Annotated in this window: 21 protein-coding genes; 19 read left to right on the top strand and 2 right to left on the bottom strand. The window is 70.8% G+C overall.

Translation table 11 applies throughout. From position 1 onward, the window contains the following. Positions 1-11: 11 nt before the first annotated feature. Positions 12-2,270: an AAA family ATPase gene (locus AB0P41_RS11370; protein WP_356712536.1), complete on the bottom strand. Its 2,259-nt coding sequence runs from the start codon at positions 2,268-2,270 to the stop codon at positions 12-14. Between the two features lie 239 nt (positions 2,271-2,509). Between AB0P41_RS11370 and AB0P41_RS11375 the strand changes: the two genes are divergently transcribed. The 13 genes from AB0P41_RS11375 to nusB all read left to right on the top strand — a co-directional run bounded on the left by AB0P41_RS11375 (position 2,510) and on the right by nusB (position 15,689). Beyond that, on the top strand, positions 2,510-2,956 hold the full coding sequence (locus tag AB0P41_RS11375) for a DUF948 domain-containing protein (RefSeq protein WP_356712735.1): 447 nt from the start codon (positions 2,510-2,512) through the stop codon (positions 2,954-2,956). Positions 2,957-2,963: 7 nt separating this feature from the next. Further along, positions 2,964-3,260: a hypothetical protein gene (locus tag AB0P41_RS11380; RefSeq protein ID WP_356712538.1), complete on the top strand. Its 297-nt coding sequence runs from the start codon at positions 2,964-2,966 to the stop codon at positions 3,258-3,260. Further along, a complete protein-coding gene (gene alaS, locus AB0P41_RS11385; protein WP_365931442.1) occupies positions 3,260-5,929 on the top strand; it encodes an alanine--tRNA ligase in 2,670 nt (889 codons plus the stop codon). The genes AB0P41_RS11380 and alaS overlap by 1 nt, the downstream gene beginning before the upstream one ends. Positions 5,930-5,937: 8 nt before the next feature. Beyond that, complete coding sequence (gene ruvX / locus AB0P41_RS11390) at positions 5,938-6,411, top strand: Holliday junction resolvase RuvX (protein WP_356712737.1); 474 nt, start codon at positions 5,938-5,940, stop codon at positions 6,409-6,411. Between the two features lie 100 nt (positions 6,412-6,511). Continuing rightward, positions 6,512-8,266, top strand: a complete 1,755-nt coding sequence (gene mltG / locus AB0P41_RS11395; RefSeq protein ID WP_365931445.1) for an endolytic transglycosylase MltG — start codon at positions 6,512-6,514, stop codon at positions 8,264-8,266. After that, positions 8,263-9,099: a shikimate dehydrogenase gene (locus tag AB0P41_RS11400; RefSeq protein ID WP_365931446.1), complete on the top strand. Its 837-nt coding sequence runs from the start codon at positions 8,263-8,265 to the stop codon at positions 9,097-9,099. The genes mltG and AB0P41_RS11400 overlap by 4 nt, the downstream gene beginning before the upstream one ends. 147 nt (positions 9,100-9,246) lie before the next feature. Further along, positions 9,247-10,431: a chorismate synthase gene (gene aroC / locus AB0P41_RS11405; RefSeq protein WP_365931448.1), complete on the top strand. Its 1,185-nt coding sequence runs from the start codon at positions 9,247-9,249 to the stop codon at positions 10,429-10,431. Next, complete coding sequence (gene aroB / locus AB0P41_RS11410; RefSeq protein WP_356712548.1) at positions 10,428-12,074, top strand: 3-dehydroquinate synthase; 1,647 nt, start codon at positions 10,428-10,430, stop codon at positions 12,072-12,074. The genes aroC and aroB overlap by 4 nt, the downstream gene beginning before the upstream one ends. Beyond that, a complete protein-coding gene (aroQ, locus tag AB0P41_RS11415; RefSeq protein WP_356712550.1) occupies positions 12,071-12,514 on the top strand; it encodes a type II 3-dehydroquinate dehydratase in 444 nt (147 codons plus the stop codon). The genes aroB and aroQ overlap by 4 nt, the downstream gene beginning before the upstream one ends. A 107-nt stretch (positions 12,515-12,621) precedes the next feature. Next, on the top strand, positions 12,622-13,437 hold the full coding sequence (locus AB0P41_RS11420; protein WP_356712552.1) for a Pro-rich N-terminal domain-containing protein: 816 nt from the start codon (positions 12,622-12,624) through the stop codon (positions 13,435-13,437). Between the two features lie 69 nt (positions 13,438-13,506). After that, on the top strand, positions 13,507-14,613 hold the full coding sequence (locus tag AB0P41_RS11425) for a M24 family metallopeptidase (RefSeq protein WP_365931450.1): 1,107 nt from the start codon (positions 13,507-13,509) through the stop codon (positions 14,611-14,613). A gap of 75 nt (positions 14,614-14,688) precedes the next feature. Further along, positions 14,689-15,255, top strand: a complete 567-nt coding sequence (gene efp, locus AB0P41_RS11430) for an elongation factor P (RefSeq protein WP_014044814.1) — start codon at positions 14,689-14,691, stop codon at positions 15,253-15,255. Between the two features lie 2 nt (positions 15,256-15,257). Then, the gene (gene nusB, locus AB0P41_RS11435) at positions 15,258-15,689 is read left to right on the top strand and encodes a transcription antitermination factor NusB (RefSeq protein ID WP_073751719.1); all 432 of its coding nucleotides are present in this window, start codon (positions 15,258-15,260) and stop codon (positions 15,687-15,689) included. 170 nt (positions 15,690-15,859) lie between these two features. On the opposite strand, the gene bldD is transcribed toward nusB, so the two are convergent. Next, positions 15,860-16,360 carry a transcriptional regulator BldD gene (gene bldD / locus AB0P41_RS11440; protein WP_014157378.1) on the bottom strand — a complete coding sequence of 167 codons (501 nt, stop codon included), beginning with the start codon at positions 16,358-16,360 and terminating at the stop codon, positions 15,860-15,862. Positions 16,361-16,581: 221 nt separating this feature from the next. On the opposite strand from bldD, the gene pyrR reads away from it, so the two are divergent. The 6 genes from pyrR (at position 16,582) to carB (ending at position 24,613) form a co-directional block, all read left to right on the top strand. After that, complete coding sequence (gene pyrR / locus AB0P41_RS11445) at positions 16,582-17,166, top strand: bifunctional pyr operon transcriptional regulator/uracil phosphoribosyltransferase PyrR (protein ID WP_356712557.1); 585 nt, start codon at positions 16,582-16,584, stop codon at positions 17,164-17,166. Between the two features lie 90 nt (positions 17,167-17,256). Further along, on the top strand, positions 17,257-18,273 hold the full coding sequence (locus AB0P41_RS11450) for an aspartate carbamoyltransferase catalytic subunit (protein ID WP_365931451.1): 1,017 nt from the start codon (positions 17,257-17,259) through the stop codon (positions 18,271-18,273). A gap of 2 nt (positions 18,274-18,275) precedes the next feature. Next, complete coding sequence (locus tag AB0P41_RS11455) at positions 18,276-19,562, top strand: dihydroorotase (protein ID WP_365931453.1); 1,287 nt, start codon at positions 18,276-18,278, stop codon at positions 19,560-19,562. Beyond that, entirely contained in the window at positions 19,559-20,173 is a 615-nt protein-coding gene (locus AB0P41_RS11460; protein ID WP_356712563.1) for a hypothetical protein, read from the top strand. The genes AB0P41_RS11455 and AB0P41_RS11460 overlap by 4 nt, the downstream gene beginning before the upstream one ends. Beyond that, a complete protein-coding gene (carA, locus tag AB0P41_RS11465) occupies positions 20,170-21,312 on the top strand; it encodes a glutamine-hydrolyzing carbamoyl-phosphate synthase small subunit (RefSeq protein ID WP_365931454.1) in 1,143 nt (380 codons plus the stop codon). Before AB0P41_RS11460 ends, carA begins: the two co-directional genes overlap by 4 nt. After that, positions 21,305-24,613: a carbamoyl-phosphate synthase large subunit gene (gene carB, locus AB0P41_RS11470; protein ID WP_356712567.1), complete on the top strand. Its 3,309-nt coding sequence runs from the start codon at positions 21,305-21,307 to the stop codon at positions 24,611-24,613. The genes carA and carB overlap by 8 nt, the downstream gene beginning before the upstream one ends. The last annotated feature ends 28 nt before the right edge of the window (positions 24,614-24,641 follow it).

Genomic DNA, 24,641 nt, shown 5'->3' on the forward strand with positions numbered 1-24,641 from the left:
AGGCGTAGCGCTCAACCGAGCTCGGGCCCGCCCCTCCCTGTTGTCCGGGAGGCGGCGGGCCTTCGCGTTTCCCCGGCCGCTCCGGCGTCGGACATCCCCCCGGGAGCGGCGCCGTCGCCCTCCGGGGCGGCGCCGGGCTCCGCCGGAAGTACGCGGACGCCCTCCGGACCCGTGTCATCGACCGCGCCGGCCCCGAGCGCCCGTGCCACTGCCGCCGAGGCGTCCAGCCGGCGGCCCGAGCGCCGTTCCGACTCGTAGCGCTCGTCGCCCAGCTCGCCACGCGCCCGCTTCTCGCACTCGGCCCGGGGCCCTCCGTAGTGGACGGAGCCGAACAGCGGCAGGCCCACCGACGGCCAGATCCGGTCCGCCGCGCCCTGGAGCACCGCTGCCTCCGCCGCGTCCCCCTCGGCCACCGTGACGAGGGCCAGCAGCTCCATCGAGAGGACCGTGCCGAGCAGATCGTGGAAGGCGTGCGCGATGGACAGGGACTCCCTCAGCATCCGGCGCGCCTGCCCGCTCGCCCCGGACCGCAGGGCGGCGAAGCCCAGGACGTACAGCGCGTAGGCCAGGGCCCACCGCTCACCGTGGTCCTCGCAGACATCGCGGACCTCCTCACAGATCGCCGCGGCCGCGCCCAGGTCCCCGCGGAACGCCACGGCCATGCCCAGCTCGACCTGGGCCATCAGCACATTGCTGTTCAGTTCGCCGATCTCCCGGTAGCGCCCGAGCGCCTCGCGCAGCAGTTCCTCCGCGCGGACCGGGTCGTCCGTGACGAGGGAGAGGCAGCCCGTGCGGTGCAGGGCGTAGGCCACGGCGGTGGCGTCCCCCGAGTGCTCGCCCTCCTCGCGGCACTCCTGCAGGGCCGACACCGCGCCGGCCGGGTCCCCCTGCAGCACGGCGACGTACCCGAGCACCCAGAGGGCCTTCAGCCGGGAGTGGTCGTACGGGGACTCCGCCTCCAGGACGTGGTCCAGCCAGTGGCGGCCCTCCGAGAGGCGTCCGCAGCCCACCCAGTAGAACCAGAGCGTGCCTGCCAGATACTGCGCGAGATGGATCTCCTCCGGGCTCTCCATCGAGTATTCCATCGCGCGGCGGAGGTTGGGCAGCTCGCTGTCGACCCGGGCGGCGGCCTCCGCCTGCCGGGGGCTGAACCAGTCGAGCTCGCACCAGGTGGCGAGCCCCAGATACCAGTCCCGGTGCCTGCGGCGCAGCCGCTCGGCGTCCCCCGTCGCGCGCAGCCACTCGGCGCCGTACTCCCGCACGGTGTCCAGCAGCCGGTAGCGGCTGCCGACGGCCGAGTCCTCGCGCAGCACCACGGACTGCGCCAGCAGTTCGTCCAGCACATCCAGCACGGAGTCGACCGGGAGGCCGGGGCCGCTGCAGATGTACTCGACGGCCTCCAGGTCGAACTGTCCCGCGAACACCGAGAGCCGCGCCCACAGCAGCCGCTGCTCGGGAGTGCACAGCTCATGGCTCCAGCCGATGGCCGTACGCAGCGTCTGGTGGCGGGGGAGCGCGCTCGGACTGCCGCCGGTCAGCAGCCGGAAGCGGTCGTCGAGACGCTGCAGCACCTGCTCCATCGTCAGGGCCCGCAGCCGCCCCGCGGCGAGTTCCAGGGCCAGCGGGATGCCGTCGAGGCGGCTGCAGAGCTCCCGCGCGGTCTCCAGGTCGCCACCGGCCGGCCCGAACCCGGGACACACCGCGGCGGCACGCCGGGTGAAGAGTTCCAGGGCGTCGTCGTCCTTCATCGGCAGCAGCGGAAACGCGAGTTCGCCGTCCACCCGCAGGGGACGGCGCCCGGCCGCGAGCACCTGGAGCCGTGGAGCCCGGCGGAGCAGCTCCCGTACGAGTCCGGCGCAGGTGTCGGCGAGATGCTCGAAGCCGTCGATCACAAGCAGGAGCCGGCGCTCCGCGCAGTGCTCGACCAGCACGGTGCGGGGCGGCTTGCCGGTGTGGTCGGTGAGGCCCAGCGCCTCCACCAGCGCGTGTTCGAGCAGCGCGGGATCCTGGACGGCCGACAGCTCGGCGATCCAGACGCCGTCGCAGTACCGTTTCTCCATCAGGGCGGCCGCCCTGGTCACGAAGCGGGTCTTGCCGACCCCGGCCACTCCCGCCACGGTGACCAGCCTCGACTGCCGCAGGAGCGGCTCGAGTCCGGCCAGTTCGTCCTCGCGTCCCACGAAGGTGTTCAGCTCGGCCGGGAGATTTCCGTGTACGGGGGCGGGCTCCGCGTCGTCGGGCGTAGGGCGGGGGCGCTGAGGGCGTCGCATGAAACACGCAGAGTACTGGCACATAAGCTCTCCGTACAATCTCCCCGCGTCCGGACCCGCGCCGCCCGCCCGTAATGCGGTACGGCGCCCGACGCCCGGCGCGATAGGCTCGGGGGACGACGATCGGCAGTGGTGGCAGCACGCCGCCGGCCGAGCGGTGACAGGCAGATACCGGCCGGGACAGGTCCCGGCCGATGCGGGTGACGAGCAGAGAGCGGTGCGCTGTGTCCGGTGGAGAGGTGGCCGGCATCCTGGTGGCTGTCTTCTGGGCGATCCTGGTTTCCTTCCTCGCCGTGGTACTGGTGAGACTGGCCCAGACGCTCAGGGCGACCACCGCGCTGGTGGCGGACGTGACGGAGCAGGCGGTCCCGCTGCTCGCCGATGCCTCGGCCACGCTGCGTTCCGCGCAGACCCAGCTGGACAAGGTCGACGCCATCGCGAGCGACGTCCAGGAGGTCACCTCCAACGCCTCGGCGCTCTCCACCACCGTCGCGTCGACGTTCGGCGGCCCGCTCGTGAAGGTGGCCGCGTTCGGCTACGGGGTGCGGCAGGCGCTCGGCCGCCGTACCGCCGCGGAGCCGGAGCCGGACCGCACCTCCCGCCGCACCGTGATCGTCGGCCGTACCGTGCCGTCCGCCCGTGGCAAGAAGCGGAACGGCCGAAGCTCCCGCGGACAGAAGGACTGAGCCAGCGATGTTCCGCCGTACGTTCTGGTTCACCGCCGGCGCAGCCGCCGGTGTCTGGGCCACCACCAAGGTCAACCGCAAGATCCGGCAGCTGACCCCCGAGAGCCTCGCGGCGCAGGCCGCAGACAAGGCACTCGAGGCGGGTCACAAGCTGAAGGACTTCGCCCTCGACGTGCGTGAGGGCATGGTCAGGCGCGAGGCCGAACTGGGCGGGGCCCTCGGCATCGAGGCACCGGCCGACCCCGAGCCCGCCCTCCAGCGAACACTCCCCTACAACTCGAACAACCGGAATGAGGACTACTGATGGAGTCGGCTGAAATCCGCCGCCGCTGGCTGAGCTTCTTCGAGGAGCGCGGTCACACCGTCGTGCCTTCGGCGTCGCTCATCGCGGACGACCCGACTCTGCTGCTGGTCCCCGCGGGCATGGTTCCCTTCAAGCCCTACTTCCTCGGCGAGGTCAAGCCGCCCGCCCCGCGCGTCACCAGCGTGCAGAAGTGCGTGCGTACGCCGGACATCGAAGAGGTCGGCAAGACCACCCGGCACGGCACGTTCTTCCAGATGTGCGGCAACTTCTCGTTCGGTGACTACTTCAAGGAAGGCGCCATCCAGTTCGCCTGGGAGGCCCTCACCAACTCCGTCGCCGACGGCGGCTTCGGCCTGGACCCCGAGCGTCTGTGGATCACGGTCTACCTGGACGACGACGAGGCCGAGCAGATCTGGCGCGAGAAGATCGGCGTCCCGGCCGAGCGCATCCAGCGCCTGGGCAAGAAGGACAACTTCTGGTCGATGGGCGTCCCGGGTCCCTGCGGCCCGTGCTCCGAGATCAACTACGACCGCGGCCCGGAGTTCGGTGTCGAGGGCGGCCCCGCCGTCAACGACGAGCGCTACGTGGAGATCTGGAACCTGGTCTTCATGCAGTACGAGCGGGGCGCCGGCGACGGCAAGGAAGACTTCCCGATCCTCGGCGACCTCCCGTCGCAGAACATCGACACGGGGCTCGGTCTCGAACGCCTCGCCATGATCCTCCAGGGCGTACAGAACATGTACGAGACCGACACCCTGCGCGTCGTCATGGACAAGGCCACCGAGCTCACCGGCGTGCGCTACGGCGCCGAGCAGGGCTCCGACGTCTCCCTGCGGGTCGTCGCCGACCACATCCGCACGTCGGTGATGCTCATCGGTGACGGCGTCAGCCCCGGCAACGAGGGCCGTGGCTACGTCCTGCGCCGCATCATGCGCCGCGCCATCCGCAACATGCGGCTCATGGGCGCAACCGGTCCGGTCGTCCGTGAGCTCGTCGACGTCGTCGTCGACACCATGGGGCAGCAGTACCCGGAGCTGATCACCGACCGCAAGCGCATCGAGACCGTCGCCCTCGCCGAGGAAGCCGCCTTCCTCAAGGCCCTCAAGGGCGGTACGAACATCCTCGACACCGCCGTCACCGAGACCAAGGCCTCCGGGGGCAAGGTTCTGGCCGGCGACAAGGCGTTCCTGCTCCACGACACCTGGGGCTTCCCGATCGACCTCACGCTGGAGATGGCCGCCGAACAGGGCCTCTCCGTCGACGAGGACGGCTTCCGCCGCTTGATGAAGGAGCAGCGGGAGCGCGCCAAGGCCGACGCCAAGGCCAAGAAGACGGGCCACGCCGACCTGTCGGCGTACCGCGAGGTCGCCGACAACTCCGGCGTCACCGAGTTCACCGGCTACACGAGCAACGAGGGTGAGTCGAAGATCGTCGGCCTCCTCGTCGACGGTGTGCCCTCGCCCGCCGCCTCCGAGGGCGACGAGGTCGAGGTCGTCCTCGACCGCACCCCCTTCTACGCCGAGGGCGGCGGCCAGCTCGCCGACCAGGGCCGCATCCGGCTCGACAGCGGCGCCGTCATCCAGGTCCGCGACGTGCAGCAGCCCGTGCCGGGCGTCTCGGTCCACAAGGGCTCGGTGCAGGTCGGCGAGGTGACGGTCGGCGCCTCCGCCTTCGCCGCCATCGACAACACCCGCCGCCGGGCCATCGCCCGCGCCCACAGCGCCACGCACCTCACGCACCAGGCGCTGCGCGACGCGCTCGGCCCGACCGCCGCCCAGGCCGGCTCGGAGAACTCACCGGGCCGCTTCCGCTTCGACTTCGGCTCACCCGCCGCCGTCCCCGGCACGGTCCTCACCGACGTCGAGCAGAAGATCAACGAGGTCCTCTCGCGGGAGCTCGACGTCCAGGCCGAGGTCATGTCCATCGACGACGCCAAGAAGCAGGGCGCCATCGCGGAGTTCGGCGAGAAGTACGGCGAGCGGGTCCGGGTCGTCACCATCGGCGACTTCTCCAAGGAGCTGTGCGGCGGTACGCACGTCCACAACACCTCCCAGCTGGGCCTGGTGAAGCTGCTCGGCGAGTCGTCCATCGGTTCGGGTGTGCGCCGCATCGAGGCCCTGGTCGGCGTCGACGCGTACAACTTCCTCGCCAAGGAGCACACGGTCGTCGCCCAGCTCCAGGAGCTGCTCAAGGGCCGCCCCGAGGAGCTCCCCGAGAAGATCTCCGGCATGCTCGGCAAGCTGAAGGACGCCGAGAAGGAGATCGAGAAGTTCCGCGCGGAGAAGGTCCTCCAGGCCGCCGCGGGCCTCGTGGAGTCGGCCAAGGACGTGCGGGGCGTCGCCCTGGTCACCGGACAGGTGCCGGACGGCACCACGGCCGACGACCTGCGCAAGCTGGTGCTCGACGTGCGCGGGCGCATCCAGGGCGGCCGGCCGGCCGTCGTGGCCCTGTTCACCACGGCCAACGGCCGCCCGCTGACGGTCATCGCCACCAACGAGGCGGCCCGCGAGCGCGGCCTCAAGGCCGGTGAACTGGTGCGCACCGCCGCCAAGACCCTCGGTGGCGGGGGCGGCGGCAAGCCGGACGTCGCCCAGGGCGGCGGCCAGAACCCGGACGCCATCGGCGACGCAGTCGCCGCTGTCGAACGCCTCGTCACCGAGACGGCGTGACGCCCGGCATGTCGCAGATGCGCCGTGGCCGGCGGCTCGCCGTCGACGTCGGTGACGCCCGTATCGGGGTCGCCTCGTGCGACCCCGACGGGATCCTCGCCACGCCGGTGGAGACCGTGCCGGGACGCGACGTCCCGGCCGCCCACCGGCGGCTCGGGCAGATCGTCGCGGAGTACGAACCGATCGAGGTCATCGTCGGGCTGCCCCGCTCCCTGGGCGGCGGGGAGGGGCCGGCTGCCGCCAAGGTCCGCGCTTTCGCACAGGTCTTCGCCCAGGCGATCGCGCCGATTCCCGTACGTCTTCTGGACGAGAGGATGACCACAGTGACGGCCACTCAGGGGCTACGCGCTTCGGGTGTGAAGTCCAAGAAGGGCCGGTCTGTCATCGACCAGGCTGCCGCTGTGGTGATCCTTCAGAACGCTCTGGAGTCCGAACGGGCGTCAGGCACCCCACCTGGCGAGGGCGTCGAGGTGGCTGTCTGATCGCGATACGGTAACGTTCCGCGCGATGCGCCGGTGTTCGAACAGACACCGCACAGCAAAGCGAAGAGACGGAGCGTCGTCTCGCGGCTCAAGGGGATCGATGACTGAGTATGGCCGGGGCTCCGGCTCCGAACCGTGGCATCCCGAGGACCCCTTGTACGGGGACCAGGGATGGGGAGGCCGGCAGGCTGCCCACGGCCAGGGCCAGTACGAAGGCCAGCAGCAGCCCTACGCCCAGGACCCGTACGCCCAGCAGGCCTACCAGCAGGACCCGTACGCGCAGCAGCCGCAGCATGATTCGTACGCGCAGCAGCAGCACGCACAGCAGCAGCACGATCCGCACGCACAGCAGCAGCACCAACAGCACGACCCGTACGCGCAGCAGCACCAGCAGCCTTACGGCGCGCCGCAGGACCCTTACGCCCAGCAGCAGCCGCAGTACGACGGCGGCTGGGACACCGGTCAGCAGGCGGCGATGCCGTACGGGACGCAGCAGCCCCCGTACGGCAACAACCCCGGCTACGGCGAGCAGGGCGACTACTACGGCACCCCCGAGGCCTACCCTCCGCCGCAGCCCCCGGGGCATCGCGAGGAACCCGGCCGGCAGCAGGCTCCGGACTGGGATCCGCAGGCGCCGCAGGAGGAGACCCATCCCTTCTTCACCGGCGAGGACGCACCGGCCGACGCGCGCGGTTCCCGCGATGACGACGAGTACGACGACGACCCGCGCGAGTCCCGCCGGGGCGGCGGCGAACGACGGGGCAAGGGCAAGAAGAAGAGCCGCAACGGCTGTGCCTGCCTGGGCGTCGCGGCAGTCCTCGTCGCCGGCCTCGGGGGAGTGGGCTACTTCGGCTACTCGTTCTACCAGGGCCAGTTCGGTGAGGCCCCGGACTACGAGGGATCCGGCACGGGCACGGTCGAGGTGGAGATCCCCGAGGGCGCCCTGGGCAACGAGATCGCCAACATCCTGAAGAAGGCGGGCGTCGTCAAATCCGTCGACGCCTTCGTCTCGGCGCAGAACGGGAATCCCAAGGGTGGCTCCCTCCAGGCCGGCGTCTATCTCCTGAAGAAGGAGATGTCCGCCGACAGCGCCATCGAATTGATGCTGAACCCGAAGAGCCAGAATGCCCTGGTCATTCCCGAGGGTACGGGCACCCTGGGAATCTACGCGGCGATCGACAAGAGGCTGGAGCTGAAGGCGGGCACCACGGCCAAGGTCGCCAAGACGAAGGCCGAGAGCCTCGGGCTGCCTGAATGGGCGGGTGATGATCCCGAGATCAAGGATCCGCTGGAAGGGTTCCTCTTCCCGGCCGCCTACGCGATTCCCAAAAATTCGAAGCCCGAGGACGCCCTCAAGAAGATGGTGGCCAGGGCTAACAAGGAGTACGGGAAGCTCGATCTCGAGCAGAACGCGAAAAAGCTGAATCTGGACTCGCCGCTCGATGTCATCACCGTGGCGAGCCTTGTCCAGGAAGAGGGCAAGTACAAGCACGATTTCGACAAGGTCGCGAGGGTCGTGTACAACCGGCTCAAGCCCGACAACCTCGAAACCGTCGGCAGGCTCGAATTCGACTCCACGGTCAATTACATCCGGGACGAGAGCACGCTGGACGTGGGAGCCGTCGACGACCTGCGGAAGATCGACGATCCGTATAACACGTACAGCATCAAGGGTCTCCCGCTCGGCCCGATCACCAACCCGGGTGCGGATGCGCTGCAGTCGGCAATCAGCCCCGCGTCCGGCCCCTGGTACTACTTCGTCTCCGTCACCGAGGACAAGACGCTGTTTGCGGTGACGAATGAGGAACACGAGCGCAACCGCGAGAAGTACGAAGAGAACAAGGCGGACCAGTGAGTACAACCCGCCGGGCAGCCGTCCTCGGCTCGCCCATCGCCCACTCCCTCTCGCCCGTACTGCACCGCGCCGCCTACGCGGAGCTCGGCCTGGACAGCTGGACGTACGAGCGGTTCGACGTGGACGAGGCGGCGCTCCCCGGCTTCGTCGAAGGGCTGGACCCGTCCTGGGCGGGGCTCTCCCTGACCATGCCGCTCAAGCGGGCGGTCATTCCGCTGCTGGACGGCATCAGCGACACGGCGGCGTCCGTCGAGACCGTCAACACCGTCGTCTTCACCGAGGACGGCCGCCGGATCGGCGACAACACGGACATCCCCGGCATGGTCGCCGCCCTGCACGAACGCGGGGTCGAGAAGGTCGAGTCCGCCGCGGTCCTCGGCGCCGGAGCCACGGCGTCCTCGGCGCTGGCCGCGCTCTCGGTGATCTGCACCGGACCGGTCACCGCCTATGTGCGCAGCGCGGCGCGGGCCGACGAGATGCGTGGCTGGGGCGAGCGCCTCGGTGTCGATGTCAGGATCACGGACTGGGCCAGGGCCGACGAGGCCCTGCGCGCCCCCCTGGTGATCGCCACCACGCCGGCCGGCACGACGGACGCCCTGGCGGACGCCGTCCCGACCGCACCCGGCACCCTGTTCGACGTGTTGTACGAGCCCTGGCCGACGGCCCTCGCCTCTCGCTGGTCGGCGGCCGGGGGGACGGTCGTCGGAGGGCTCGACCTCCTCGTCCACCAGGCGGTTCTCCAGGTCGAGCAGATGACCGGACGGAGCCCCGGCCCGCTCGGTGCCATGCGGGCGGCCGGCGAGCAGGCACTCGCGGCACGCGAACGCCGGTAGGCCGGTCCGGAACGGGCCGTGAAACGTCCGTCTGCTGGACCGGCGGCCGGGCGGCCCTCCCGATCGTGGGAGGATCGGGGGCGGCGGGCCAGGGCCGCGCACCCGGTCGCGCCGTTGCAGTTACAGGCGCGAGCATGAGGAGCACCGTTGAGCAGGTTGCGCTGGCTGACCGCCGGAGAGTCGCACGGCCCCGCACTGGTGGCGACGCTGGAGGGTCTTCCCGCCGGTATCCCCGTCACCACGGAGATGGTGGCGGACGCGCTCGCCAGGCGACGGCTCGGTTACGGGCGCGGCGCCCGGATGAAGTTCGAGCGGGACGAGGTCACCTTCCTCGGGGGGGTCCGGCACGGCCTCACCATGGGCTCGCCGGTCGCCGTCATGGTGGGCAACACCGAGTGGCCCAAGTGGGAGCAGGTCATGTCGGCCGACCCGGTCGACCCCGAGGTGCTGGCCGCGCAGGCCCGTAACGCCCCGTTGACCCGTCCCAGGCCCGGTCACGCCGACCTGGCGGGGATGCAGAAGTACGGCTTCGACGAGGCCCGGCCGGTCCTGGAGCGCGCCAGCGCCCGGGAGACCGCCGCCCGTGTCGCCCTCGGCGCCGTCGCCCGCTCCTACCTCAAGGAGACCGCGGGCATCGAGATCGTCTCCCACGTCGTCGAGCTGGCCGCGGCCAAGGCGCCCTACGGCGTCTACCCCAAGCCCTCCGACGTCGAGCGGCTCGACGCCGACCCCGTGCGCTGCCTGGACGCCGACGCGTCGAAGGCGATGGTCGCGGAGATCGACCAGGCCCACAAGGACGGCGACACCCTCGGGGGAGTCGTCGAGGTGCTCGCCTACGGCGTCCCCGTCGGCCTCGGCTCGCACGTCCACTGGGACCGCAGGCTCGACGCCCGCCTCGCCGCCGCGCTGATGGGCATCCAGGCCATCAAGGGGGTCGAGGTCGGCGACGGCTTCGACCTCGCCCGGGTGCCGGGCTCCAAGGCGCACGACGAGATCGTGGCCACCGACAACGGGATCAAGCGCACCTCCGGCCGCTCCGGCGGCACCGAGGGCGGGCTGACGACCGGTGAGCTCCTGCGGGTCCGCGCGGCGATGAAGCCCATCGCCACCGTGCCCCGCGCGCTCGCCACGGTCGACGTCGTCACCGGCGAGGCGGCCAAGGCCCACCACCAGCGCTCCGACGTGTGCGCCGTTCCGGCCGCCGGGATCGTTGCCGAGGCGATGGTCGCCCTGGTGCTGGCCGACGCGGTCGCGGAGAAGTTCGGCGGCGACAGCGTCGCCGAGACCCACCGCAACGTGCAGTCGTTCCTCTCCCACCTCCAGATCCGGTGAGCGGCCCGCTGATCGTCCTGGTGGGCCCGATGGGGGTGGGCAAGTCCACGGTGGGTGAACTGCTCGCCGACCGGCTGGGCAGCTCCTACCGCGACACCGACGCGGACGTCGTCGCCACGGCGGGCAAGGCCATCCCGGAGATCTTCTTCGACGACGGCGAGGAGCGTTTCCGCGCGCTGGAACGACAGGCTGTGCGGGACGCGGTCGAAGGCCACGCCGGCGTCCTCGCCCTCGGCGGCGGCGCGGTGCTCGACGCGGAGACCCGCGCCCTGCTCGGGGGCCACCGGGTCGTCTATCTCTCCATGGACGTGGACGAGGCCGTACGGAGGGTCGGGCTGAACACCGCCCGCCCCCTCCTCGCCGTCAACCCGCGACGGCAGTGGCGCGAGCTCATGGACGCCCGGCGCCCCCTCTACGAGGAGGTGGCGTCCGTCACCGTCGCCACCGACGAACGCGCTCCCGAAGAGGTCGCCCAGGCGGTCCTCGACGCACTGGAACTGCCGGAGCGCACAGACGGGCCCGCCCCGTCCGACCAGGAGAAGACACGCATGACCGAGCAGGGCACCACACGCATCCAGATCGCCGGCACGGCAGGCACCGACCCGTACGAGGTGCTCGTCGGCCGCCAGCTCCTCGGCGAGCTGCCGAACCTCATCGGTGACCGTGCCAAGCGGGTCGCCGTCCTGCACCCCGAGGCGCTGGCCGAGACCGGCGAGGCGGTCCGTGAGGACCTCGCCTCCCAGGGCTACGAGGCCATTGCGATCCAGCTGCCGAACGCCGAAGAGGCCAAGACCGTCGAGGTCGCGGCCTACTGCTGGAAGGCGCTCGGCCAGACCGGCTTCACCCGCACCGACGTCATCGTCGGTGTCGGCGGCGGCGCCACCACCGACGTCGCCGGCTTCGTCGCCGCCTCCTGGCTGCGCGGGGTGCGCTGGATCGCCGTACCGACGACCGTGCTCGGCATGGTCGACGCGGCGGTCGGCGGCAAGACCGGCATCAACACCGCCGAGGGCAAGAACCTCGTGGGTGCCTTCCATCCGCCGGCCGGCGTGCTCTGTGACCTCGCCGCGCTGGACTCGCTGCCGGTCAACGACTACGTCTCCGGCATGGCCGAGATCATCAAGGCCGGCTTCATCGCCGACCCGGTCATCCTCGACCTCGTCGAGGCCGACCCACAGGGCGCCCGTACGCCCGCCGGACCGCACACCGCGGAGCTCATCGTGCGCTCCATCCGGGTCAAGGCGGAGGTCGTCTCCAGCGACCTCAAGGAGTCCGGCCTCAGGGAGATCCTCAACTACGGCCACACCCTCGCCCACGCCATCGAGAAGAACGAGCGCTACAAGTGGCGCCACGGGGCGGCCGTCTCCGTCGGCATGGTCTTCGCCGCGGAGCTCGGCCGGCTCGCGGGACGCCTCGACGACGCCACGGCCGACCGCCACCGCGCCGTCCTGGAGTCCGTCGGGCTGCCGCTCACCTACCGCGGTGACCAGTGGCCCAAGCTCCTGGAGAACATGAAGGTCGACAAGAAGTCCCGCGGCGACCTGCTGCGCTTCATCGTCCTGGACGGCATCGGCAAGCCCACCGTCCTGGAGGGCCCCGACCCCGCCGTCCTGCTCGCCGCCTACGGGGAGGTCTCCTCGTGACGGCCCGCAGGGTCCTCGTGCTCAACGGCCCGAACCTCGGACGCCTCGGCTCCCGCGAGCCCGATGTGTACGGGGCCACGTCCTACGCCGGTCTGGTCGACACCTGCCAGGGCCTCGGCAAGGAACTCGGGTTCGACGTCGACGTACGCGAGACCAACGACGAGGGCGAACTGATCCGCTGGCTCCACGAGGCGGCGGACGGTTCGGTCCCGGTCGTCCTCAACCCCGGCGCCTTCACGCACTATTCGTACGGAATGCGGGACGCGGCGGCCCAGCGCACCGCCCCGCTGATCGAGGTGCACATCTCGAATCCGTACGCGCGCGAGGAGTTCCGCCACACCTCGGTGGTCGCCCCGGTGGCCACCGGGACCGTGGCGGGCTTCGGGATCGGCTCCTACCGGCTCGCCCTGCGGGCCCTGGCCGACGAACTGACGGACTGACACCGGGCACTTCGTACCTCCCCCGCCCGTTCACCGAGTGGCGGCCGGGAGAGGTACGGTTGCCGTCGACCAGCGCCAGTTGCCTGCACGAGACGGAGTGGCACCGGATGCAGCACGCAGTGGGGGCTCCGCTGCCGCCGCCCCAGGGTCCCGGTAGCGGGCCGTGGACGCACCAGGCCCAGCACCAGGGCCACCCCGGCCAGGCGGGGCCGCCTCCTCCTCCCATGGCTCCCGGGCCCCAGCCGCAGGTGCCCGCGCCGCAGCACGCCCCGGCGCCGCCCTCCAGGGAGACCACCGGGCACATCCAGCTGCCGCCCGGCGGTCCCGTTCCACTGCCCGCGCCGCCCGCCGAGGCGGGCACCGGCGCCGCGACCCTGGCCGTGCTGCTGATCGGGCCCGCGGGCGCCGGCAAGACCACGGTCGCCAAGCTCTGGGCGGGCCGCCGCCGGGTTCCCACCGCGCACGTCTCGCTGGACGACGTCCGCGAGTGGGTCTGCTCCGGCTTCGCCGACCCGCAGGCCGGGTGGAACGACCACTCGGAGGCGCAGTACCGCCTGGCCCGGCGCACCTGCGGCTTCGCCGCCCGTAATTTCCTGGCCAACGGCATCTCCTGCATCCTCGACGACGCCGTCTTCCCCGACCGGCCCGTCGTCGGCCTGGGCGGCTGGAAGCGCCACGTGGGCCCTGGCCTGCTGCCCGTGGTCCTCCTGCCCGGCCTGGAGGTCGTCCTGGAGCGCAACGCGGCACGCAGCGGGAACCGCAGGCTCTCCGACGAGGAAGTCGCCCGGATCCACGGCCGCATGGCCGGCTGGTACGGCTCCGGCCTGCCGATCATCGACAACTCCACCTACGACGTAGAGACGACCGCCCGGGTCCTCGACGACGTCCTGGCCCGCTCCATAGCCAGCCCCCCGGCCTGGTAGCGGCCGCGCGGACCCCGGTCGGGTGCGCTGACCGGGCGGGGCACGGCCCGCGCTCGTAGGCTCGGAAACATGTCAGAGGTGTACGCCGTCCGACGCGGGCAGTTGCGTGACCGGTACGCCGCCGCCGGTTCCGCGGCCGCCCTGGTCTCCCGCCCCGCCAACGTCCGCTATCTCGCGGGCGGTGCCCCGCCCGGCGCCGTGCTGCTGCTCGGCCCCGGCGAGGACGTCCTGCTCTGCCCCCGCGCGCCGACCGGGGACCCCGCCCACGGGCGCCCCGACGAGGGCCTGCGGCTGACCGTGCTCCCGGAGGCCGACAGCGACCCGGTGATCGCGGCGGCCGAGCTCGCCGGCGGCCTGGGCGCCGAATCCCTGTCGGTCGAGGAACACGACCTGACCGTCTCCCGTCACCGCGCCATGAGCTCGGTCGCGCCCCGCCTGCGCCTGGGGGACCTGGGCAGCACGGTGGAGCAGCTTCGTCTCGTGAAGGACGAGGAGGAGATCGCCTGCCTGCGGATCGCCGCGGAGATCACCGACCAGGCGCTCGGCGAACTCCTCGAATCGATCCTGGTGGGGCGGACGGAACGCCATCTCGCCCTGGAGCTGGAACGCCGGCTGGTGGACCACGGTGCCGACGGCCCCGCCTTCGCGACCTCGGTGGGGACAGGACCCCACTCCGGTCTGGGCCGCCACCGGCCCACCGACCGCAGGGTCGAGGAAGGTGATTTCCTCTCCGTCTGCCTGGGAGCGAACTACCGCGGCTACCGCTGCGAGATCGGCCGGACCTTTGTCATCGGGACCAGTCCCGCCGACTGGCAGATCGAGCTCTACGACCTTGTTTTCGCCGCTCAGAGGGCCGGCAGAGAGGCTCTCGTGCCCGGCGCCGCCTACCGCGCCGTGGACCGCGCGGCCCGCCATCTGCTGGACTCCGCGGGTCACGCCGACTGCCTCCAGCCCAGCACCGGGCACGGGGTCGGGCTCGAAATCGACGAGGACCCGCAGTTGGCACCGACAGCCATGGGTAAACTGGACGCTTGTGTGCCGGTCACCGTCGAACCGGGGGTCCACCTCCCGGGCCGGGGCGGTGTCCGGATCGATGACACGCTCGTCGTGCGCCCCGAGGCGGACGGCGGACCCGAGCTACTCACCATTACGACCAAGGAGCTGCTCGCGCTCTAGGGGAACTCCTCGCGGAGGACTCCGGGCGCGCACCCTCGGTCGTCCACCAGCTTCAGTCCAGGAGATTCCGCAACCGTGGCTTCCACGAACGACCTCAAGAACGGCCTGGTGCTCAAGCTCGACGGAGGCCAGCTCTGGTCCGTCGTCGAGTTCCAGCACGTCAAGCCCGGCAAGGGCCCCGCCTTCGTGCGCACCAAGCTCAAGAACGTGCTCTCCGGCAAGGTCGTCGACAAGACGTTCAACGCCGGCGTGAAGGTCGAAACGGCCACCATTGACCGCCGCGACATGCAGTTCTCGTACATGGACGGCGAGTACTTCGTCTTCATGGACATGGACACGTACGACCAGCTCATGGTCGACCGCAAGGCCGTCGGCGACGCCGCCAACTTCCTGATCGAGGGCTTCACCGCCTCCGTGGCGCAGCACGAGGGCGAGGTGCTCTACGTCGAGCTGCCCGCCGCGGTCGAGCTGACCATCCAGCACACCGACCCGGGCGTCCAGGGCGACCGCTCCACCGGTGGCTCCAAGCCCGCCACCCTGGAGACCGGTTACGAGATCGGTGTCCCGCTCTTCATCACCACCGGCGAGAAGATCAAGGTCGACACCCGTACGGGCGACTACCTCGGCCGGGTGAACAGCTAACCGTGGCTGCCCGGAACAAGGCCCGCAAGCGCGCCTTCCAGATCCTTTTCGAGGCCGACCAGCGCGGTGAGTCCGTGCAGACGGTCCTCGCGGACTGGGTACGGCTCTCGCGGACCGACGACCGTCAGCCGCCGGTCGGTGAATTCACGATGGAGCTGGTCGAGGGGTACGCGCAGTACGCGGACCGGATCGACGACCTCATCGTCACCTATGCCGTGGACTGGGAGATCGACCGCATGCCGGTCGTCGACCGGAGCATCCTGCGGCTCGGGGCGTACGAGCTGATCTGGATGGACTCGACCCCGGACGCCGTGGTGATCGACGAGGCGGTCCAGCTCGCCAAGGAGTTCTCGACCGACGACTCCCCGACCTTCGTGAACGGCCTGCTGGCCCGGTTCAAGGACCTCAAGCCGAATCTCCGCCGGGAGCAGTAGCCTCCGGCGGCGTCAGAGCCGAACGAAGGGCCCACGGTCGCACGCGACCGTGGGCCCTTCGGCGTGTCCGTCCCGGCCGCAGCGGACGGGCCAGGACATGAGAACGCCGGGCCGGCGGAGTCCTGGAGACCCCGCCGGCCCGGCGTGCACGCTCTTCGTGGTGCTGCTGGTCAGCCCTCGTCGTGGGCCACGGCGCGACGCGCGTCGGCGTCCAGCACGCCCCAGCTGATCAGCTGTTCCGTGAGCACGGACGGCGACTGGTCGTAGATCACGGCCAGGGTGCGCAGGTCGTCCTGGCGGATCGACAGCACCTTGCCGTTGTAGTCGCCGCGCTGGCTCTGGATCGTCGCCGCGTAACGCTGCAGCGGTCCGGCCTTCTCCGGCGGCACGTGGGCGAGGCGCTCGAGGTCGAGGACCAGCTTCGGCGGCGGCTCGGCGGCACCGCCGGGAGTCGTACCGGGCAGGAGCTCCTGGACCGGGACGCCGTAGAAGTCGGCCAGCTCGGCAAGGCGCTGAACGGTCACGGCGCGGTCGCCGCGCTCGTAGGAACCGACCACGACGGCCTTCCAGCGGCCCTGCGACTTCTCCTCCACGCCGTGGAGGGAGAGGCCTTGCTGGGTGCGGATGGCGCGGAGCTTGGCCCCGAGCTGCTTTGCGTATTCGCTGGACATGAGGCTCCCCGGACGCTGGAACATTCTGCGGCTGGGCCGCGTGGCTGGTAACTCACTGTGAGGTTACGCAGCGTTACTTGGCTGCGTCAAGCCGAAAGGTCCGGACTGCGGCCTCCCGGGGGCGGGGCCAGGGCCTCGCACAAGCCCTGGTAACGTGGATGACGCAATTTCGACGTCCTTTAACGTCCGTCCAGTGAGGCGGAGAAGGAGGTCCGTTTCTTATGGACGCACAGCATGACCAGACCGGCAATGCGGCACGCCCCGTTCTCGAGGCTCCCGACATCGCCCGGGTACTGACCCGGATCGCCCACGAGATCGTCGAACGCGCCAAGGGCGCCGACGACGTGGTGCTCCTCGGCATCCCGACACGCGGGGTCTTCCTCGCCCGTCGGCTCGCCGGAAAGCTCGAAGAGATCACCGGCCGAAAGACGCCGGTCGGGTCACTCGACATCACGATGTACCGCGACGACCTGCGGATGCGCCCTGCGCGCGCCCTCGCACGCACCGAGATCCCCGGTGAGGGCATCGAGGGCAGCCTCGTCGTGCTCGTCGACGACGTGCTCTTCTCCGGCCGCACGATCCGCGCCGCACTCGACGCGCTCGGCGACATCGGCCGGCCCCGCGCCGTACAGCTCGCGGTCCTCGTCGACCGGGGCCACCGCGAACTCCCGATCCGTGCCGACTACGTCGGCAAGAACCTCCCCACGTCGCTGCGGGAGACGGTCAAGGTCCAGCTCGCCGAGGAGGACGGCCGCGACGCCGTGCTGCTCGGTGTCAAGCAGACCGTCCCGGCAGGCGAGCAGTAGCCGAGTCCCGTCCCGTGCGCCCCACCGGCCGCACGGCTGCTTCCGCACGCCCGCCTGCCTGATCCCTCCACCCTTCACGGAGACTCCCAGATGCTGCGCCCTCCCGGGGACCACCCCCGGACACCCCGCCACCTCATCTCGGCCGCAGACCTCACCCGCGACGACGCCGTCCTGATCCTCGACACCGCCGAGGAGATGGCGAGGGTCGCGGACCGGCCGATCAAGAAGCTTCCCACCCTGCGTGGACGAACGGTCGTCAACCTCTTCTTCGAGGACTCGACCCGGACGCGGATCTCGTTCGAGGCCGCCGCCAAGCGCCTCTCCGCCGACGTCATCAACTTCTCCGCGAAGGGCTCCTCCGTCTCCAAGGGCGAGTCGCTCAAGGACACCGCCCTGACCCTGGAGGCCATGGGCGCCGACGCCGTCGTCATCCGGCACGGCGCCTCCGGAGCCCCGTACCGCCTCGCGACCTCCGGCTGGATCGACAGCGCGGTCGTCAACGCGGGTGACGGCACGCACGAACACCCCACCCAGGCCCTGCTCGACGCCTTCACGATGCGCCGCAGGCTGGTCGGCCCCGACGCGGGCATCGGCCGCGACCTCGAAGGCCGCCGGATCACGATCGTCGGCGACATCCTGCACAGCCGTGTGGCCCGCTCCAACGTGCACCTGCTGCACACGCTCGGCGCCCACGTCACCCTGGTGGCCCCGCCCACCCTGGTGCCCGTCGGCGTCGAGCAGTGGCCCTGCGACGTCAGCTACCGCCTCGACGACGTGCTGCCGAAGTCCGACGCCGTCATGATGCTCCGTGTGCAGCGCGAGCGGATGAACGCCGCGTACTTCCCGACCGAGCGTGAGTACTCCCGCCGCTACGGCCTGGACGGCGAGCGCATGGCGCGGATGCCCGAGCACGCCATCGTGATGCACCCCGGCCCGATGGTCCGCGGCATGGAGATCACCGCCGAGGTCGCGGACTCCGACCGCTGCACCGCCGTCGAGCAGGTCGCGAACGGCGTCTCCACCCGCATGGCCGTCCTGTACCTGCTGCTGGGCGGTTCCGAGACCGCCCTGCCGTCCGCCTCCGCCCGTACCGAGGAGAACAAGTAACCATGAGCAAGATCCTGATCCGCGGTGCGAAGGTCCTCGGCGGCGAGCCGCAGGACGTCCTCATCGACGGCGAGACCATCGCGGAGACCGGCACCGGCATCGAGGCGGGCGACGCCACCGTGATCGAGGCGGCAGGCCGCATCCTGCTGCCCGGCCTCGTCGACCTCCACACCCACCTGCGCGAGCCCGGCCGCGAGGACTCCGAGACCGTCCTCACCGGTACCAAGGCGGCGGCGGTCGGCGGATTCACCGCCGTCCACGCCATGGCCAACACCTTCCCCGTCGCCGACACCGCCGGCGTCGTCGAGCAGGTCTGGCGGCTCGGCAAGGAGTCCGGCTACTGCGACGTGCAGCCCGTCGGCGCCGTCACCGTCGGCCTGGAGGGCAAGCAGCTCGCCGAGCTCGGCGCCATGCACGACTCCGCCGCCGGAGTGAAGGTCTTCTCCGACGACGGCAAGTGCGTCGACGACGCCGTGATCATGCGCCGCGCGCTGGAGTACGTGAAGGCCTTCGACGGTGTCGTCGCCCAGCACGCCCAGGAGCCCCGCCTCACCGAGGGCGCCCAGATGAACGAGGGCGTCGTCTCGGCCGAGCTCGGCCTCGGCGGCTGGCCCGCCGTCGCCGAGGAGTCGATCATCGCCCGCGACGTCCTCCTCGCCGCCCACGTCGGCTCCCGGGTCCACATCTGCCACCTCTCGACCGCCGGCTCCGTCGAGATCGTGCGCTGGGCCAAGTCCAAGGGCTGGAACGTGACGGCCGAGGTCACCCCGCACCACCTGCTGCTCACCGACGAGCTCGTGCGGACCTACGACCCCGTCTACAAGGTGAACCCGCCGCTGCGCACCGAGGCCGACGTCATGGCCCTGCGCGAGGCACTCGCCGACGGCACCATCGACTGCGTGGCCACCGACCACGCGCCGCACCCGCACGAGGACAAGGACTGCGAGTGGGCCGCCGCCGCCATGGGCATGGTGGGCCTGGAGACCGCGCTCTCCGTGGTCCAGCAGACCATGGTGGACACCGGTCTCCTCGACTGGGCGGGCGTCGCCGACCGCATGTCGTTCCGCCCCGCGGCCATCGGCAGGCTCGAAGGACACGGCCGGCCCGTCTCGGCGGGTGAGCCCGCCAACCTCACCCTGGTCGATCCGGCATACCGTGGAGCTGTGGACCCCGCGGGCTTCGCCTCCCGCAGCCGCAACACTCCGTACGAGGGTCGCGAGCTGCCCGGCCGAGTGACCCACACCTTCCTGCGGGGCCGTGCCACGGTCGTCGACGGGAAGCTCGCGTGACAACACTCAACCCCCTTTACCAGCTGGCCGCCGAAGAGAAGTCGGCCGAAGTGACGGACTGGTCCGCCCGCATCAGCTGGGTCCTCGGACTGGTCGTCCTCATCGCCTTCGTCTACTGGCTGATGCGCCAGGGATGGAAGTGGCGGGGGAGCCTGCAGTCCGGCCTTCCCGAGCTCACGACCACCCCCGAAGGGTTCGCGGACGGTGAGAAGCTGCTCACACTCACCGGCCGCTACCACGCCTCGACGACCGCCGGGCAGTGGCTCGACCGGATCGTGGCGCACGGCCTCGGCACCCGCAGCCGGGTCGAGCTGACCCTCACCGCGCAGGGCCTCGACGTCGTACGCACCGGGGCCGCGGACTTCTTCGTACCGGCCGCCGCGCTGCGCGAGGCCAGGCTCGACAAGGCACTCGCCGGGAAGGTCCTGCCCGAGGGCGGCCTCCTGGTCATCACCTGGGAGCACGGCGACCGGCTGATCGACTCCGGCTTCCGCTCCGACCACGCGGCCGAGCACCAGGCGTGGGTCGACGCCGTCAACCACCTCGCCGGCGCAGCCGGTGACCACCTCACCAGCACCACCACCAGCACGACGGAAGGCACCGCACGATGACGATCTCCACCCGGGGAGCAGGAAAGGCTCCCGCCGTACTCGTCCTGGAGGACGGCCGCTCCTTCCGCGGCCGCGCCTACGGGGCCGTGGGGGAGACCTTCGGCGAGGCGGTGTTCTCCACCGGCATGACCGGCTACCAGGAAACGCTCACCGACCCCTCGTACCACCGCCAGGTCGTCGTCATGACCGCCCCGCACGTCGGCAACACCGGTGTGAACGACGAGGACGCCGAGTCGAAGCAGATCTGGGTCTCCGGCTACGTCGTACGCGACCCCGCCCGCACCCCCTCCAACTGGCGCTCCCGCCGCACGCTGGACGAGGAGCTCGCCGCCCAGGGCGTCGTCGGTATCAGCGGCATCGACACCCGCGCCCTCACCCGCCACCTGCGCGAGCGCGGCGCGATGCGCGTCGGCATCTTCTCCGGGAACGCGATCGAGGACGAGGGCGTCCTCCTCGCCAAGGTGCGCCAGGCCCCCGAGATGAGCGGCGCCGACCTCGCGGCCGAGGTCGCCACCAAGGAGGCGTACGTCGTCCCCGCCGTCGGCACCAGGAAGTTCACGGTCGCGGCGATCGACCTCGGCATCAAGGGCATGACCCCGCACCGGATGGCCGAGCGCGGCATCGAGGTGCACGTCCTGCCGGCCACCGCCACCCTCGACGAGGTGTACGCGGTGAAGCCCGACGGAGTCTTCTTCTCCAACGGCCCCGGCGACCCGTCCACCGCCGTCCACCCGGTCGCCCTCATGCAGGGTGTCCTGGAGCGGAGGACCCCGCTCTTCGGCATCTGCTTCGGCAACCAGATCCTGGGCCGCGCCCTCGGCTTCGGCACCTTCAAGCTGAAGTACGGCCACCGCGGCATCAACCAGCCCGTGCAGGACCGCACGACCGGCAAGGTCGAGGTCACCGCGCACAACCACGGCTTCGCCGTCGACGCCCCCCTCGACAAGGTCTCGGACACCGCGTTCGGCCGCGCCGAGGTCTCCCACGTATGCCTGAACGACCAGGTCGTCGAAGGGCTCCAGCTGCTCGACCAGCCGGCCTTCAGCGTCCAGTACCACCCCGAAGCAGCCGCGGGCCCGCACGACGCCGCGTACCTCTTCGACCGCTTCGTTTCCCTGATGGAGGACCAGCGTGCCTAAGCGCTCCGATATCCAGTCCGTCCTGGTCATCGGCTCCGGTCCGATCGTCATCGGGCAGGCCGCCGAGTTCGACTACTCCGGCACCCAGGCCTGCCGCGTGCTCAAGGCCGAGGGCCTGCGCGTCATCCTGGTGAACTCCAACCCGGCGACGATCATGACCGACCCGGAGATCGCCGACGCCACGTACGTCGAGCCGATCACCCCCGAGTTCGTCGAGAAGATCATCGCCAAGGAGCGCCCCGACGCGCTGCTCCCGACCCTGGGCGGCCAGACCGCGCTCAACACCGCGATCTCCATGCACGACAACGGCGTGCTGGAGAAGTACGGCGTCGAGCTCATCGGCGCCAACGTCGAGGCCATCAACAAGGGCGAGGACCGCGACCTCTTCAAGGGAGTCGTCGAAGCCGTCAAGGCGAAGATCGGCTACGGCGAGTCCGCCCGCTCCGTGATCTGCCACACCATGGACGACGTCATCGCCGGCGTCGACACCCTCGGCGGCTACCCCGTCGTCGTCCGCCCCTCCTTCACCATGGGCGGCGCCGGCTCCGGCTTCGCCCACGACGAGGAGGAGCTGCGCCGCATCGCCGGACAGGGCCTCACGCTCTCGCCGACCACCGAGGTGCTCCTGGAGGAGTCCATCCTCGGCTGGAAGGAGTACGAGCTGGAGCTGATGCGCGACAAGAACGACAACGTCGTGGTCGTCTGCTCCATCGAGAACTTCGACCCGATGGGCGTCCACACCGGCGACTCCATCACCGTCGCCCCGGCGATGACCCTCACCGACCGTGAGTACCAGCGCCTGCGCGACATCGGCATCGCGATCATCCGCGAGGTCGGCGTCGACACCGGCGGCTGCAACATCCAGTTCGCGATCGACCCGTCCGACGGCCGGATCATCGTGATCGAGATGAACCCGCGCGTCTCCCGCTCCTCGGCGCTCGCCTCCAAGGCCACCGGCTTCCCGATCGCCAAGATCGCCGCCAAGCTGGCCGTCGGCTACACGCTCGACGAGATCCCCAACGACATCACCGAGAAGACGCCGGCCTCCTTCGAGCCGACTCTCGACTACGTCGTCGTCAAGGCCCCGCGCTTCGCCTTCGAGAAGTTCCCGTCCGCCGACTCCACCCTCACCACCACCATGAAGTCGGTGGGCGAGGCCATGGCGATCGGCCGCAACTTCACCGAGGCCCTCCAGAAGGCCCTGCGCTCCCTGGAGAAGAAGGGCTCGCAGTTCGCCTTCACCGGCGAGACGGGTGACAAGGCCGAGCTGCTCGCCGAGGCGGTCCGCCCCACGGACGGCCGCATCAACACCGTGATGCAGGCGATCCGCGCCGGCGCCACCCAGGAAGAGGTCTTCGACGCCACGAAGATCGACCCCTGGTTCGTCGACCAGCTCTTCCTGCTCAAGGAGATCGCCGACGAGCTCGCCGCCGCCGACAAGCTCGTCCCCGAGCTGCTGGCCGAGGCCAAGCGGCACGGCTTCTCGGATGTCCAGATCGCGGAGATCCGGGGCCTGCGCGAGGACGTCGTGCGCGAGGTCCGGCACGCGCTGGGCATCCGCCCGGTCTACAAGACGGTCGACACCTGCGCCGCCGAGTTCGCCGCGAAGACGCCGTACTTCTACTCCAGCTACGACGAGGAGAGCGAGGTCGCGCCCCGCACCAAGCCGGCGGTGATCATCCTCGGCTCCGGTCCGAACCGCATCGGCCAGGGCATCGAGTTCGACTACTCCTGCGTCCACGCCTCCTTCGCGCTGAGCGACGCGGGCTACGAGACCGTGATGGTCAACTGCAACCCGGAGACCGTCTCCACGGACTACGACACCTCCGACCGGCTCTACTTCGAGCCGCTCACGCTCGAGGACGTCCTGGAGATCGTGCACGCCGAGTCGCTGGCCGGCCCGATCGCCGGTGTCATCGTCCAGCTCGGCGGCCAGACCCCGCTGGGCCTCGCGCAGGCGCTCAAGGACAACGGCGTGCCGATCGTGGGGACCTCCCCGGAAGCCATCCACGCCGCCGAGGACCGCGGCGCGTTCGGCCGGGTGCTCGCCGAGGCCGGCCTGCCGGCCCCGAAGCACGGCACCGCCACCACCTTCGCCGAGGCCAAGGCCATCGCCGACGAGATCGGCTACCCCGTCCTCGTACGCCCGTCCTACGTGCTCGGCGGACGCGGCATGGAGATCGTCTACGACGAGACCCGGCTGTCCTCGTACATCTCCGAGTCCACCGAGATCAGCCCCACCCGGCCGGTCCTGGTCGACCGCTTCCTCGACGACGCGATCGAGATCGACGTCGACGCGCTCTACGACGGCACCGAGCTCTACCTCGGCGGCGTCATGGAGCACATCGAGGAGGCCGGTATCCACTCCGGCGACTCCGCCTGCGCGCTGCCCCCGATCACGCTCGGCGGCTACGACATCAAGCGGCTGCGGACCTCGACCGAGGGCATCGCCAAGGGCGTCGGCGTACGCGGGCTGATCAACATCCAGTTCGCACTCTCCGGCGACATCCTGTACGTCCTGGAGGCCAACCCGCGTGCCTCGCGGACCGTCCCCTTCACCTCGAAGGCGACCGCGGTCCCGCTCGCGAAGGCCGCCGCCCGCATCTCGCTGGGCGCGACCGTCGCGGAACTCCGCGCGGAGGGCCTGCTCCCGAAACAGGGCGACGGCGGCACCCTGCCGCTCGACGCGCCGATCTCCGTCAAGGAGGCCGTCATGCCGTGGTCGCGCTTCCGCGACGTCCACGGACGCGGCGTCGACACCGTCCTCGGCCCGGAGATGCGCTCCACCGGCGAGGTCATGGGTATCGACTCGGTGTTCGGCACGGCGTACGCCAAGTCGCAGGCCGGTGCCTACGGGCCGCTGCCGACGAAGGGCCGCGCGTTCATCTCGGTCGCCAACCGGGACAAGCGCACGATGATCTTCCCGGCGCGTGAGCTCGTCGCGCACGGCTTCGAGCTGCTCGCCACCTCCGGCACCGCCGAGGTGCTCAAGCGCAACGGGATCAACGCCACGGTCGTGCGCAAGCAGTCCGAGGGCGAGGGCCCGAACGGCGAGAAGACGATCGTCCAGCTGATCCACGACGGCGGGGTCGACCTCATCGTCAACACGCCGTACGGAACGGGCGGCCGTCTCGACGGCTACGAGATCCGCACCGCGGCCGTCGCACGGTCAGTGCCGTGTCTGACGACGGTCCAGGCGCTCGCCGCCGCCGTCCAGGGCATCGACGCGCTGACCCACGGCGACGTCGGCGTACGTTCCCTCCAGGAACACGCGGAACGTCTGACCGCGGCCCGCGACTAGGAAGCCCACAGGGGGACACCGGAAACGG

The sequence above is a fragment of the Streptomyces sp. NPDC079167 genome (assembly GCF_040686735.1).
Taxonomy (GTDB): domain Bacteria; phylum Actinomycetota; class Actinomycetes; order Streptomycetales; family Streptomycetaceae; genus Streptomyces.